The 13,653-nt window shown below is 60.5% G+C and carries 13 protein-coding genes; all 13 read right to left on the bottom strand.

Annotated elements, in window-relative coordinates; all coding sequences use genetic code 11:
- Positions 1-75: 75 nt before the first annotated feature.
- A complete protein-coding gene (gene rpmA, locus GT571_RS03610; protein WP_006236075.1) occupies positions 76-333 on the bottom strand; it encodes a 50S ribosomal protein L27 in 258 nt (85 codons plus the stop codon).
- Positions 334-366: 33 nt separating this feature from the next.
- Entirely contained in the window at positions 367-741 is a 375-nt protein-coding gene (gene rplU / locus GT571_RS03615) for a 50S ribosomal protein L21 (RefSeq protein WP_035138585.1), read from the bottom strand.
- A gap of 67 nt (positions 742-808) precedes the next feature.
- Positions 809-1,621 (bottom strand): TIGR03936 family radical SAM-associated protein, encoded by an 813-nt coding sequence (locus GT571_RS03620; RefSeq protein ID WP_161155535.1) that lies wholly within the window; start codon positions 1,619-1,621, stop codon positions 809-811.
- Positions 1,618-3,495 carry a TIGR03960 family B12-binding radical SAM protein gene (locus GT571_RS03625; RefSeq protein ID WP_118270376.1) on the bottom strand — a complete coding sequence of 626 codons (1,878 nt, stop codon included), beginning with the start codon at positions 3,493-3,495 and terminating at the stop codon, positions 1,618-1,620. Before GT571_RS03625 ends, GT571_RS03620 begins: the two co-directional genes overlap by 4 nt.
- A gap of 10 nt (positions 3,496-3,505) precedes the next feature.
- Positions 3,506-4,435: a YcjF family protein gene (locus GT571_RS03630; protein WP_161155537.1), complete on the bottom strand. Its 930-nt coding sequence runs from the start codon at positions 4,433-4,435 to the stop codon at positions 3,506-3,508.
- 18 nt (positions 4,436-4,453) lie between these two features.
- Complete coding sequence (locus GT571_RS03635; protein WP_099431830.1) at positions 4,454-5,680, bottom strand: FtsW/RodA/SpoVE family cell cycle protein; 1,227 nt, start codon at positions 5,678-5,680, stop codon at positions 4,454-4,456.
- Positions 5,681-5,689: 9 nt separating this feature from the next.
- Complete coding sequence (gene mrdA, locus GT571_RS03640; RefSeq protein WP_161155539.1) at positions 5,690-7,759, bottom strand: penicillin-binding protein 2; 2,070 nt, start codon at positions 7,757-7,759, stop codon at positions 5,690-5,692.
- 13 nt (positions 7,760-7,772) lie between these two features.
- Complete coding sequence (locus GT571_RS03645; RefSeq protein ID WP_117646379.1) at positions 7,773-8,339, bottom strand: rod shape-determining protein MreD; 567 nt, start codon at positions 8,337-8,339, stop codon at positions 7,773-7,775.
- An 11-nt stretch (positions 8,340-8,350) separates the two neighbouring features.
- The gene (mreC, locus tag GT571_RS03650; protein ID WP_117564242.1) at positions 8,351-9,292 is read right to left on the bottom strand and encodes a rod shape-determining protein MreC; all 942 of its coding nucleotides are present in this window, start codon (positions 9,290-9,292) and stop codon (positions 8,351-8,353) included.
- 78 nt (positions 9,293-9,370) lie between these two features.
- On the bottom strand, positions 9,371-10,402 hold the full coding sequence (mreB, locus tag GT571_RS03655) for a rod shape-determining protein (protein ID WP_006236061.1): 1,032 nt from the start codon (positions 10,400-10,402) through the stop codon (positions 9,371-9,373).
- Positions 10,403-10,529: 127 nt separating this feature from the next.
- On the bottom strand, positions 10,530-11,834 hold the full coding sequence (locus tag GT571_RS03660) for a tetratricopeptide repeat protein (RefSeq protein ID WP_240136199.1): 1,305 nt from the start codon (positions 11,832-11,834) through the stop codon (positions 10,530-10,532).
- A gap of 11 nt (positions 11,835-11,845) precedes the next feature.
- Positions 11,846-12,388, bottom strand: coding sequence for a peptidylprolyl isomerase (locus GT571_RS03665; RefSeq protein WP_055249980.1), 543 nt, complete (start codon positions 12,386-12,388; stop codon positions 11,846-11,848).
- Between the two features lie 107 nt (positions 12,389-12,495).
- Entirely contained in the window at positions 12,496-13,638 is a 1,143-nt protein-coding gene (locus tag GT571_RS03670; RefSeq protein WP_158571743.1) for a zinc ribbon domain-containing protein, read from the bottom strand.
- Between the last annotated feature and the right edge of the window lie 15 nt (positions 13,639-13,653).

Here is a 13,653-nt window from a genome sequence, read left to right on the forward strand (position 1 = left end):
CTCCTACAAAAAGAGGGAGACCCTTGAATCCTAAAACTCAAGTGCCTCCCACATATGTGCTCTATGAAGGGTGAATTACGCGTTCGCGAGCGGGCGTACGCTGACCCTGTGCTTGATACCCTTGTGGAACTCAACGGTACCGTCGACCAGCGCGAACAGCGTGTCGTCCTTGCCACGGCCAACGTTCTCACCCGGGTGGATGTGCGTGCCGTGCTGACGGACGAGAATCGTGCCCGTGGTTACCGTCTGGCCGGCATAGCGCTTCGTGCCAAGGCGCTGACCGCGGGAGTCACGGCCATTACGGGAGGAACCGAGTCCTTTTTTGTGTGCCATTGTGTATACCTACTCTTTCGTTACGAGTGTAATCTACTCGGCGACGGGAGCCTCGGCAACAGCCTCGGCCTCTGCCTTGACAGCCTTCTTGGCGCGGGACGTAGCCTGGACCTTCACGATCTTCAGCTTGGTGAGCTGCTGACGGTGACCCTTCAGACGACGATAGCGCTTACGCTTGTGGAACTTGAAGACCAGCTGCTTCTCGCCCTTGAACTGCTCAACGATCTGAGCGGTAACCTTGGCCTTGGCCAGCTTGTCGGGATCGGTGACGATCTTCTTACCATCGTTGAGGAAGATAACCGGCAGGGTGACCTTGTCGCCCTCATTGCCCTCGATCTTCTCGACGGTGATGACATCGTCGGTGGCGACCTTGTACTGCTTGCCGCCCGTGTTAACGATTGCGTACATGTTTACTTGCCCTTCATGCATCAGTTAGTGCAACAGCCGAATATAGTAGCAGGCGAAAATACCCCCGTCAACGAGTATGTGGAGCAAATCCACAAGTTCGCACAGGTATGGGGCTGACGAGTCGGCCCTCGTCGTCCTCGCATGCTTGATTCTGACGCTCGACATCGTAGGAGCAGATGGTCACGAGGTCTTGCATACCGGTGGAAACAATAGGTGCATCGACGCCCGGGGTCAAGCCCTGCAACAAAACATCAGCAGCAGAAAGCAAAATCTCCGGACGCATGGAGCCCTCGTTGTCGGCATGGGTGTCGAGCATGAGCACCAGATGGTCCTCACACTCCCCCGCCGTGAGCTCATAGCCAACGAGCGTATGGTCCAGATCAAGTCGCTTGCTCTTTTTGCCGCGTGCGTAGTCGATGCCATGGCCTGCACGCAACGTGTCGATCGCGGCGCGTACCTCATCGGCGCTCACGGGCGCCTCGGGATCCAGGTGCAGGTCGATGCGATACGACAGGCGCGTGAGCTGAGCCGTGAGCGCCGGCGTGCGCACGTCGATGTAGGCAGCCTCGATAGGCGCCAGATCGGCAGGCGATGCAGCGGCCAGACGCTCAAAGGCCTCGTCAAGCGCGACGAACTCGGTCATAAACAGGTCATACCACTCGCAGGTCGACGACGTGCCCACGGGCAGCGCCGACGAAAAGCCCACGCGCATATGCGGTGAGAAGCCCTGCGTGACGGCATAGGGAAGTCCCGCACGGCGCACGATGCGCTCAATGGTATGGATTACTTCGAGATGGCCCAGGTACTTAAGGCGATCGCGCTTGCCATAGCGAACACGAAGTCTAAAGAGCGTGGGGTTGTCGGTCAGGCGCTCACTCATGCGCGATCACCCATCAATACATTCTTGGCGTGGAGCGTGGGGCAGATTCCGCAGCCGGTGCACGACGTGCGAGTGCAGTCGGGAGTCGTGACACCCTCGAGCGAGCGACGGTACTCGCGCTCGAGGAAGCCGCGCGTGCAGCCGGGGCTCACATGCTCCCACGGCAGACGCCAGTCCAACTCGTAGGGCAGGTGCACAAGCTCATTGAGGTCGATGCCGTTTTTGGCAGCAGCCTCCTTCCAGTTATCGAGCGAGAAATGCTCTACCCAGGCGTCAAAGCGAGACCCCGAGCGCCAAGCATCGATGATGACGGGCGTCATGTCACGACCGGCGCGGGAGAGCGCGGCCTCGATGAGCGAGGTCTCGGCATCGTGGTAATGCACGCGGACGGCACGGTTGCGAACGCTCGTGATAAGCAGCTTCTGGCGACGCTTGACGTCGTCGTAGTCGAGCTGCGGGCACCACTGGAACGGCGTGGCAGCCTTGGGGATAAACACCGAAACCGAGATGGACACCGAGATCGAGCCGCGACGAGCCTTGGGCACCACGGAACGACCGAGCTCCAGCACGTGATCGGCCAGATTGGCGATGGCCACGATGTCCTCGTCGCGCTCGCCGGGAAGGCCCATCATAAAGTAGAGCTTCATGCGGTTCCAGCCGGCCTCGAAGGCCGCCTTGGCCGCACGGTCCAGGTCCTCCTCGGTCACGTTCTTGTTAATGATGTCGCGCATGCGCTGGCTGCCGGCCTCGGGTGCGAACGTCAGGCCGCCCTTCTTTTCGCCGGCGACCGACTCGGCCATATCCACGCCAAACGAATCCAGGCGCTGCGACGGAATAGACACGCGAATACCCGTATCCTCCAGGCGACGGTTGAGCCTGCCGAGCACGTCGCGAATGCAGGAGTGGTCGGTCGTGGAGAGCGAGGTCAGCGACACCTCGTCATAGCCGGTCTTTTCCAGACCCTGAATCACCGACGAGACGATCTGGTCGGCCGAGCGCTCGCGCACCGGGCGATACGTCATGCCGGCCTGGCAAAAACGACAGCCGCGAGCGCAGCCACGCAGGATCTCGATAGACAGGCGGTCGTGGACCAGCTGCGCATAGGGTACACACGACTGCGACAGCGGATTCGTGGCGCCGAAATCCTCGACGACGCGCTTGTAGACCACGACCGGAGCATCCTTGCCCTCACGCGGCACGGTGTAGCCATGCGGCGAGCAGGGCTCATCGTGACGAACCTCATAGAGCGACGGCACGTAGTTGCCGGCAATGGATGCAAGCTGCTCAACAATCTGCGCGCGCGGGACTCCTTCGTCACGCAGGCGGCGATGCAGCTGGCAGGTCTCGAGCAGCGATTCCTCGCCCTCGCCGATGAGGATGGCATCGAAGAAGGCCGCGTACGGCTCAGGGTTGTACACCGAGGGACCGCCGGCGATGATGATGGGGTCGTCTTCGCCTCGGTCGGCCGCTAACAGCGGAATGCCAGCGAGATCGAGTGCCTCGAGGAAGTTCGTCACCGCCATCTCGTGCGGCACATGCAGACCGACGATATCAAACGAAGCGACGGGGGCAGCACCTTCGAGCGACAGCAGCGGAATGCCCGCCTCGCGCATGGCGTCACCCATGTCGGGCCACGGCACATAGCCGCGCTCGCAGGAGATGCCCTCGGCCTGGTTAAGAATGTTGTAGAGGATGGCGATACCCTGGTTGGGCAGACCAACCTCGTACACATCCGGGTAGATCAAGCAGCAACGGTAGTCGGCATCGGCCTTGGAAAGCGTGCCCCACTCGTGATCGATATAGCGACTCGGCTTTTCGACCTTGGCGAGCAGCGGCTCAATTAAATGAAAACAGTCTTGGTATGCAACGCGCAACGGAAAACCCCTAAGCAGCGAGATCGGATGCGTCTTGGTAGGACGCCATAGGACGGGTAGCACCCGCGACCGTGGTCACCAGATCGCGAACGCGGGAGAACGTGGCAGTGACCACCTCGTTGGCACGGCTGTAGTCGACATCGCGCTCGTAGAGCGAAACGAGCGCACGGCCCATGCCATAGGTGCCCGCGGCAGCAGTGAGCGCCTTGACGGCAAACCCAATATGCGGCGTCTGCTTGACGAGTGCGCGGGTGACCGCGCGGATCACAAGACCGCCGGCAAGCACGCCCGCGACCTCATAGCCGCGCTCAGGCTTAATGCCGCGTCCAAAGACGGCAGCGAGCTCAAAGAGCATGCCCACCTGCGCCAGCGCCATAACGGGATAATCGGCGCCCGGCAAAAACACCAGCGCACCGGTCGCCATATTGGTGAGCGCGCACGAGGTGATGATACGATTGGCCGCCGCGATGCGCATAAAGGCAAAGTTCGCCGCAAAAGCCGTTTCCTTGTCGGTGCGATCGAGAATCCAGCGGGCAAGCGTCTCGAGCAGAAACGTCTTATCGGTTGCCGCCACCACGCCGAGCATGGGCGTGGAATCCTCGATAAACGGCACCTCCACAGCAGACTCGGCAAGCACGCACACGGGCGCGCCGGCGATCACGAGCTCCTGCACGGCACTCTCCAGGCGGTCGGAACCACACGAGAGCACCAGTACCACATCGGTATCGGTCTTTGGAGCAATTCGCTCCTCCCCCAGACGCTCGACGCGCACAATGCCCGAGGTCGTCTGCGGCACAAAGGCGTCACGCACCGTCTCGGCCAGAAAGCGCGAGGCGGACGAATCCAGATAGACCGAGACGCGCACCGGCGTATCGGAATCCTTCTTAACGGACGCGCCCATCTTAAAAGCGCGGGTCAGCTTATCTACGGGAATTTTCATAGCAAACCCCTCCAGCGGTTACGCGGCGCCCGAACGATGCCGCCATATGGATTGTACGATACCCACCGTCAGCAGCTGAATCATCATCGAAGACGAACCGAAGCTAATAAACGGTAGCGGAATACCGGTAATCGGCATCATGCCAATGCACATGCCGATGTTTTCGAAGGTCTGGAACGCCCACATGCCAACGATGCCCACACACGATAGGCGCAAGAACAGCGACTCACACTTAAAGGCGACGCGAATCGTCGAAAAGATCAGCAGCACGTAGAGGCATAGGAGCAAAAAGGAACCGCAAAAGCCAAAGGTCTCGGACAGGAAGGCGAAGACGAAGTCGGTGTGGAACTCAGGCAGAAAGCCGCCGGCCGACTGCGTCGCATGGCCCAAACCCTTACCAAAGAAGCCACCCGAGCCAACGGCGATAAGCGACTGCTGCAGGTTGTAGGCATCGTCCGAATCGGCATTATCGGGGTCGATAAAGACCGTCAGGCGGTTCATCTGATACTGCTTGATGAGCACATCGTGGCCGAGCAACGAATCAAAGACCGAATCGAGCGCCAGGACGAGGGCTACCAGGCCCACGAGCAGGGCCAGGGTCGACAGCACCCATTCGCGGCGCGCACCGCTCATGCAGATGACGATAGCGCCCGAGACCAGCACGACCAGGCCCGAGCCCAGGTCGCCCATGGCGACGACGGCCAAAAACGGGATGGACAGCATGCCGCAGAGCTTGACGTAGTCGCGAACGGTATCGATGCGGCCGTTATACTGCGAGCCAAGCGTGGCAATAAAGAAGATGGTGATGAGCTTGGCAAGCTCGACCGGCTGGAATGTCAAGCCGATACCGGGAATCTTGATCCAGCCCGTCATGCCCAGACCGCCCGTATAGGACAGACCCGGAATCTTGGGCGAGAAGATCACGATCAGGTCGATGACGAGCAACGCCGTCGAGAAATTGGAAATACCGCGCAGGTCGGTACGCCAGACCAGCACCGCCAGCAACGCCCCGATACCAATTCCCAGCAGATGGCGTGAGAACGAAGCATCGGCCTTAAACTGCGAAGCCGACCAGATAATGATGGCACCGTAGGCGACGAGCGCCACTGTAGCCACGAGCACACCGATATGCACCTTTTGGCGAAACGTGCCGCGCGAGGCCGAAAGTTGCTTGTTGACGCGGTCCAGGCTGCTGCGAGAGCCGGTCTTGGTTGAACGGAACAGATCCGCCGGAGAAAAATCCATCGCAACCTCCTATCGAACCGAAGAATCGCCCGAGGCCGAAGAGGTATCGGGCTCGTCATAAATCACGCCGAGCACGTCGCGCACGACATGCATCGCGGTATCTGAGCCACCGCCGCCCTGCTCCAGGACAGTAGCGATGACATACTTGGGATCATCGGCCGGTGCATAGGCGCAGAACCACGCGTATTCGTCCTCGCCGCTTTTCTCGCCCGTGCCCGACTTGCCGTATACCTGCGGCGTCAGGGTGCCAAAGTGAGCCGCCAAGGACGTCGATGCCGTGTAAATCACGTCGTGCATGCCGTTGCGAACAAGAGCCAAATCCGAATCGCTGTTGATCTTGGCCTCCAGGCGCTTCTTCTTGCCTTTGCCGTTGTACTTATAGGCATCGCCGTCGCCATCGCGCGACACGGCAGACAAAAACACGTGAGGCACGTACTGCTTACCGCCGTTGGCGAGGCCCATGTAGGCGCATGCCATCTGCAGAGGCGTCACCAGGATGTCGCCCTGGCCGATGGCAATGTTGGTCATATCGCCGGCATTCCACTTGCGGTCCTCGGCAGAGGCGTCGGTAAAGTACGACTCTTTCCACTCGGCATCGGGAATACGGCCCGCGCCCTCACTCGGCAGATCGATACCGCAGGTCTTGCCTAGGCCCCAGCGACGAAAGACCTCCTGCAGGCCCTCGGAATGTTGATCGTCATAAAAGAAGGCCTTGCCCATGTCGTAGAAGACGGGGTCGCACGAGTTGGCGATACCCGACTGCAGCGTCATGGTGCCGTGTCCAGACGTCAGCCAGCAGCGCTTGCCCCAAGCCTTGCCCAGGCCCGTCCAATAGCCCGTGCAGTTGGTTGTCTGCGTTGAAGTGTAGGTTCCAAACTCAAGACCGGCCAGTGCCGAGAGCGGCTTGATGGTCGAGGCCGACATGTACTGTCCGCTAATGGCGCGGTTGAGCAGCGGGTGCGAACCCTTGTCATCATTGAGCTCGGTCCACACGTCATTTGAGACGCCGCCGATAAAGACGGACGGATCGAACTTGGGCTCGCTCGCCATGCCCAGGATCTCACCATTGTTGGGATCGAGGCACACCACAGCGCCGTTGCCGGCATTGCTGTAGCCAGTGGTCTTGGCAAGCTCGATGGCGCTCGCCAGCGCCGTCTCACAGGCCTGTTGGATCTTAAGGTCGAGCGTGAGCTTAATGTCGGAGCCGGCCTTGGCGGGCACGGCGCCGGCCTGACCGGTCACATTGCCCGAGGCATCGACCTTGACGGTCTGCTCGCCACGAATACCCTGCAGCAGGTTTTCGTAGTAGCTCTCAACACCCGCCTGGCCCACGATATCGCCCGACTGGTACGTAATCTTGCCAGCAGAAGCATCATCATCGCCAGAGGTTTTCTTATTCTGGGCCTCGAGCTGCTCGGAGGTAATGGTGCCGGTATAGCCCAAAATGTGACAGGCCGTCTCGCCATATGGATACTGGCGCTCGGTACGCTCGGCAATCTTGACGCCCGGGAACTCGCCGGCGTGCTCCTGAATATAGGCAACCGTGGAGCGACGGACGTCCGTCGCGATGGTATGCAGGCTCTGGGCGCCCTCGGAATTGTCCTGAATATTGCGCAGCACCGCCACGTAGGGCATACCGAGCACGTTGGCAAGATGACGAACCAGAACCTCATCCTCGGCAAGGTCGCGGTAGGCCACGACAGCAAGTGAGGGACGGTTCTGGACAAGTGCCACGCCATTGCGGTCGAGGATGCGGCCGCGCACAGCGGGTGTGGTAACGGTGCGCGTCTGATTGCTATTAGCCTGCTTTTCGTAATAGTCCGACGAGACCATCTGCATGCCCCACAGCTTGACGGCAAGCGCCGCGAACATCGCGCCCACACCCGTGGTGAGGATGGAGAAGCGGCCCTTAAAGGCGGTCGCCGCGGTATTGCCCTCGCCCTCGGTGGCGCGCGGGGCCGTTCCATGCTGCGTATCGTAGGTAAAACGGGAATCGCCGCGACGCATGATGACCAGTGCGACCACGATGGCCACAACCAGCACGATACCGGCGATAATAACCGTCATCTGGGAAGACATCTACGAGCCTCCCCTATTTGAGCTTACGGGTCTTGGGCTTAAAGCGCATACCCGTCTGGCGTCCGCCACGTGCGGAGAATCCATAACCGGACTGCGGCACGACGCCGGACATCAAAAACGGAATGGCAACCAGACCCGTCAGGATCGAAGACGGCAGCGCATGGCCGAAGATCGCCACGACAAAGCTCGTCTCCAAACCCATAAACAGCAAGATGATGCTGTAGATCACATTAATGACGAACGCGAAGGCGCCCACCGTGATGCCGCGCGCACTCGGGGTACCGCCCGTCTGACCGGCGGCGCTATGCACCAGGGCAAAAGAACCCACGGTCAGCAGGAGCGACATAACGCCCACCGGCACGGCAGCGGAAAGGTCATAGAACAAGCCGCTGCAAAAACCGCACACGACGGCACGGGTCGGGTCGCCCGAGAACACGCTTAGGCACACCAGGATAATCATAAAGTTGACGCGACCGCCCGCAATGGAGATCTGCGGTGCCAGGCCTGCCTGCAGCAGCACGCACACAATGGCGGCGATTACAAACGTGCGGGAGCTCATCCCCTGCTCGTGTAGATCCATGGACATGCCCCCTATTCGCTCGAGCCGGAATCGGTCGTCTCGGACGTGTCGGAACTGTCATCCGGGCTCTCGTCCTTCGTCTTGGTCGCAGCATCGCGCGACGTTCCCTGCGGCGTGCTGTTGGCCGTGTTCACGTCCTCATCCGAGGCCGACTGTTCGTCGGTCAGCGAGGTAATGACCAGCACTTCCTCGTTGTTCTCGGCCGTCGTCTGGGCGCGCACCACAATGGTGTAGTACACGTCGTTAGCCGATTTCTCAACCGACGAGACGGTGCCGAGCGGTAGACCCTTGGGGAACACACCGCCAATGCCCGAGGTCACGATGATGTCGCCAACCTTAACGTCGGAATCGACGCTCACGTACTCAAGACGCAGCGTGCCGTCAGCCTGACCCTGCAGCATGCCCTGGGCGCGCGTGTCCTGCACCATAGCGGACACGCCCGAGTTCTCATCGCCAATCAGGCGCACGGTGGACGTCTTGGCCGAGACCTCGATAATCTGGCCTATGACACCGGCAGAACTCGTCACAGGCATGTTGATGGTAAGACCGTCGGCAGAACCCTTATCGATGGTGACGGTCGAGGTCCAGGCATCGCCCGAAGCGCCGACGATACGAGCTGCGGTTGATTTGAGGTTGTAGGTCGACTGCAGGCCGACCAGCCCCTCCAGTCGCTCGGCGGTCTTTTGAGCCTCGGAGAGCTCGGCAACCTTAGAGGTCAGTTCCTCGTTTTGCTTCTTAAGCTCGTCAAGCGTGTCCTGCGACGCCGTAAGGTTAGAGAACACGTTACCGATCGCATTGAAGGGAGCCGCCACAGCCGAGCCCACAAAGCGCACCGGCGAGGTAATCGTCGTCACGCCCGAGCGCACGGCATGAATCGGTCCTGCCTCGCCCTCGCGGATGTAAAACGTGAGCAGCAACACCGAAATCAGGCTGAAAACAATCAACGGGCGCATACCCGTTGATTGTCGCTTGGTATTCAGATTTGTGGAGAAACCCGAAGATCGTGCCAAATGGAATCCACCTTTTGGAAATTAAGCATTGGTCTGGACGAAGCCGCCATCAAACGCATTGGCCTCGAGCACGCGGGCACAGCCGTTAACGACGTTATCGAGCGCCGTGGGGCTGACGTTGACCGAAACGCCGGTCTCATCGCGCAGGCGCACATCGAGACCGCGCAGCAGCGCGCCGCCACCGGTCAGCAAAATGCCGTAGTACATAAGGTCCGAGGCAAGATCGGGAGGCGTAGCGTCGAGTGCGTCCTTGACGGCCTTGGCCATCTCGTCGAGCGGCTTGTTGAGCGCGCGACGAATCTCCTCGCTCTCGATGCGCACGGTCTTGGGCAGACCGGTGATCACGTCGCGGCCGTTGACCTCGACGTCGAGTTCGTCCTTAAGCGGCACAGCGGAGCCGACCTTGATCTTGATGTCCTCTGCCGTACGCTCGCCGATGGCCAGGTTGTAGGCATCGCGAACGTGCGTGAGGATGGCCTGATCGAACTCGTCGCCGGCAATACGGATGGACTGCGAGACGACGATGCCGCCCATAGCGATAACGGCAACCTCGGTGGTACCGCCGCCGATGTCGATGACCATGGAGCCGGTGGGTTCCTCGACGGGCAGGTCGGCGCCGATAGCAGCTGCCATAGGCTCTTCGATCAGATAGGCCTGGCGGGCACCGGCCTGGATCGTGGCCTCAAAGACAGCGCGCTTCTCGACCGACGTGACACCGGAGGGAACGCAGACGACAACACGCGGACGCGGAGTCCACGGATAGCGCTTCTCGGACGCCTTGTCGATAAAGTAGCGAAGCATGGCCTCGGTAACATCGAAGTCGGCGATGACGCCGTCCTTCAGGGGACGAACGGCCACGATGTTGCCGGGCGTACGGCCGAGCATGCGCTTTGCCTCGATACCGACCGCCAGGATGCGCTCGTCGTTCTTGTCGATGGCAACAACAGAGGGCTCGCGAATAACGATGCCCTTGCCGCGCACGGAGACAAGCGTATTTGCGGTGCCGAGGTCGATGGCAAGATCGCCCGCATAGCTACCGAAGAACATATCCATCAAAGAAAACAACGCAACTCCTGATGTGTTGGATGATTGCTGGAAAACTACTAGCTCATCATACTAGCGCAAGCCCGGCACCTCACTTGCGGTGAAGCGCCGGGCAAAGCTAAATCCCATAAGGTCACTACTGGTTGTCAGCAGCCGAGAAATCCATATCGAGGGAGGAAACGGCCCAGCCGATATGGTTGTCGGAGCGCACGAATTTGACGGTGTACTCCTGCTCGCCGCCCTTGGACAGCGATGCCTTCACCTTAGCGGTCGTCTCGGTCATGGACTGATCCATGCCCTCGACGGACACGGTGGCACCCTGCGGAATCGAGGAGATGATCATCGACTTAGCGTCCTCGGACAGGTTCGAGGCCAGGCAAGACTCGGCCTTTGCGGTGTCACCGTCGCCGGCAGCCTGGAACAGATCGGTAACGACAGACTCCTGAGACGGGAAGCCAAAGCCGCGCGTGTAGGCAAAGCCCAGACCGCCCGCGGCGATCAAAATGAGCAGAAGCAGCACGATGAAGACTTTGAGACCCGTGTGGCGATGGCGACGACGGACCTTGGCCTGCTTACGATCCTGACGGTCCTGCTGGACCATCTCGGACTCGGACAGCGTAAAGAAGCCGGTGTCCGAGGGATCGGGCATAAACTGACCGGTCGCGCCCGTAGGATCGAGAGGATCGACGGCAGGAGCGTCCATCGTGGGCGCCGGAGCCGTGGCCATAGCCGTCTGGGCAGACAGCGCGGCAAGCGAATCGTGCACGCGGGCAAGCTCATCGGCCTGCTCGGAGGTGAGCTGGTAGATGCCATCGGCAGTAGCGGCGTTAAAGGCGTCGAGTGCGTCGGAGGGACGGCCGGCGGCAGAAAGCGCCTGACCCATGCCGGCGTTAAGCGCACGCGTGTCGTCGCGAGGGCCGGCAAAGTCGATAGCCGTGCGGTAGGTCTCCACGGCATCCGCCGGACGGCCGAGCTTAATGAAGCAACAACCGAGCTCGCCGAGCGCGGCGGCAGGAGCCGGATTGGCGCCGTCGATGGCAGCCTGACGGAAGGCGGTTCCCGCGTTGGCATAGTCGCCCGATTGGAACAGCGCATTGCCCAGGCCCAGATAGGCCTTGAACGGCGTGGCATAGGAAGCATCCTGCGTAGCGGCAGAGAACGCCTGGGCGGCCGTCGTGTAGTCGCCCACGGCGGCGAGCGCCTTGCCGCGGTTGGTGAGCAGCGCGCCGCGCTTGCCGTAGGTGCCGTCGTTGAGGGCGGCGGCATAGGCCTCGGCGGCCTCGGCATACATGCCCAGGTGCATCAAGGCGTTGCCACGAAGGTGATCGGCCTCGCCCATAATCTCATCGGGAGTCTTTGCCGCCCCAAGCATCTGGGCTGCAGCGGAAAAATCACCCGCGCGGTAAGCGGCGCGGCCCTGTTGGATCAGCTGGCTATTCAAGGAAGTCCCCTTTACTCGTGAACGATCTCGACATGGACGATCTCGTCGCCGGCACGCAGCTGCGAAATCACATCGAGACCCTCGACCGTGGTACCAAAGACGGTGTAACCAGAATCGAGGTTATGCTGGGCACCCAGGCAGAAGTAGAACTGCGAACCCGCGGAATCGGGATCCATGGAGCGTGCCATGGCAAGGGCGCCATCGACATGGCTGTTGCGCGGATTGGTGGCAAACTCGCCCTTGATGCAGTAGCCAGGGCCACCGGTACCGGGCATGCCGTCGGGGCCCTCAAGACCGGCAGCGACGTCGGCGCCGGACATGTCGCGGGTATTGGGGTCCCCGCCCTGGATAACAAAACCGGGCACATAGCGATGGAACTTAAGGCCATCATAGAAGCCCATCGTGGAAAGCTCGCAGAAGTTCGCGACATGAATGGGAGCGCCCTCGCCGTCAAACTTGACCTTGATGGTACCCTTCGACGTCTCGATTACGGCGCACTCGTCGCCGACAAGCTGATACTCGGGCGTGTAGAGCTCTTTCTTAAAACCAAACATGTGGTTCCTTCCTCGTGCGTTTAAAGCATATTTGTACGAATTGTAGCAATAAGCACGGGCTTACATCAATTGCGCACGTAGGTTATGCCGACTATGGCGAACTAATTTTAGGAACGCTGCTGCGGCTTCCAGGAACCCACATTGGCATCGTACTGGTTCAGCGCGCTGTTGCCGCCCTGCGCGATGGGCGCCAGGATCTCGCTTTGGTGGGAACTCATCGACTCGCCATCGGGAATGGCCAGCGAGATATCCCAGCTCTGGCAGATCACGTCGACGCGCTCATACATCCACTCGGCAAGCTGCTTTAAGTGGGCGATGTCATCCGCATAGACCGTATCGTCCTGTACTTTCAGGTTGTTAAGCTCATCTTGCGTCTTTTTTATCTGGTCACGCAGGGCGTAGGCACTCTGCGACAGCTCCTGACGGGTGGACAGCGGCGTTCGGAGATAGCCGTTGTTAAAGGAATCGATGACCTCGCCGATCTGATCCTCGTCAGCATAGGACACGATGGTCTGATACAGACCGTCGAGCCTGGTATAGAGCTGATCATCGGTGAGCACGGTTTCTTCCTGGACCACCTCGGCAGAATCGTCCTGCTTGGTATCGTCCTCAGTGGCCTCGCCCTTTTGACGCGTGGGGAAGGTCGTCTGCGCGGCCTGGCCAAACTGGTCGTAGAAGCCAGGCATGACACCCATAGGATCGGCCGTCACGAACCAATAGGCACCGCCGCAAACGACGGCAAGGACCGCGATGATAATGAGCGGCTTGGGGATATGACGCTTGTGCTTGTGATAGGCGTCCTCGTCGGGATGCACCTTGCGCTTGGGTTTTTGAGCATCGTCATGCAGGGAAACGGGCGTGGGAATATCGACCTTGGGGATACCGAAATCCTTATCGAAAGCTGGCAGCACGCAGGTCTCATTGGGGTCGGCGGCGTCCGAAAGCACCGCAGCGGCAGAGGCCGGCGCATGCGGCACCTCGGTATCGATCTGCTCTTGCGTTAGGCGCGGAAAGCCCGCCGTGCGGCCCGCTGCCAGGTCGGATGCGGCCGCGTCCTCGGAGAGGATACCCGGAGCGGGGCGTCCGCATTTGGGGCACGTGCGATCATGCGGAGAAAGACGGGCACCGCAGCCCTCACAGAACACGAACTCGGTGTGCTCCGGACCATCGCCCGGACCCACATAGGCGTTGCAGTAGGGGCAGAACGAGGCGCCGTCCTCGATAGTCTTAAGGCAATGCGGGCAGATCACGGCATCCTCTTTTCG

It is taken from the genome of Collinsella aerofaciens (genome assembly GCF_009876115.1).
GTDB classification, from domain to species: Bacteria; Actinomycetota; Coriobacteriia; order Coriobacteriales; family Coriobacteriaceae; genus Collinsella; species Collinsella aerofaciens_N.

Coding starts and splice junctions, on each gene's coding strand:
- rpmA (WP_006236075.1), bottom strand. CDS start 333: ATGGCACACAAAAAAGGACTCGGTTCCTCCCGTAATGGCCGTGACTCC.
- rplU (WP_035138585.1), bottom strand. CDS start 741: ATGTACGCAATCGTTAACACGGGCGGCAAGCAGTACAAGGTCGCCACC.
- GT571_RS03620 (WP_161155535.1), bottom strand. CDS start 1,621: ATGAGTGAGCGCCTGACCGACAACCCCACGCTCTTTAGACTTCGTGTT.
- GT571_RS03630 (WP_161155537.1), bottom strand. CDS start 4,435: ATGAAAATTCCCGTAGATAAGCTGACCCGCGCTTTTAAGATGGGCGCG.
- GT571_RS03635 (WP_099431830.1), bottom strand. CDS start 5,680: ATGGATTTTTCTCCGGCGGATCTGTTCCGTTCAACCAAGACCGGCTCT.
- mrdA (WP_161155539.1), bottom strand. CDS start 7,759: ATGTCTTCCCAGATGACGGTTATTATCGCCGGTATCGTGCTGGTTGTG.
- GT571_RS03645 (WP_117646379.1), bottom strand. CDS start 8,339: ATGGATCTACACGAGCAGGGGATGAGCTCCCGCACGTTTGTAATCGCC.
- mreC (WP_117564242.1), bottom strand. CDS start 9,292: ATGCGCCCGTTGATTGTTTTCAGCCTGATTTCGGTGTTGCTGCTCACG.
- mreB (WP_006236061.1), bottom strand. CDS start 10,402: ATGGATATGTTCTTCGGTAGCTATGCGGGCGATCTTGCCATCGACCTC.
- GT571_RS03665 (WP_055249980.1), bottom strand. CDS start 12,388: ATGTTTGGTTTTAAGAAAGAGCTCTACACGCCCGAGTATCAGCTTGTC.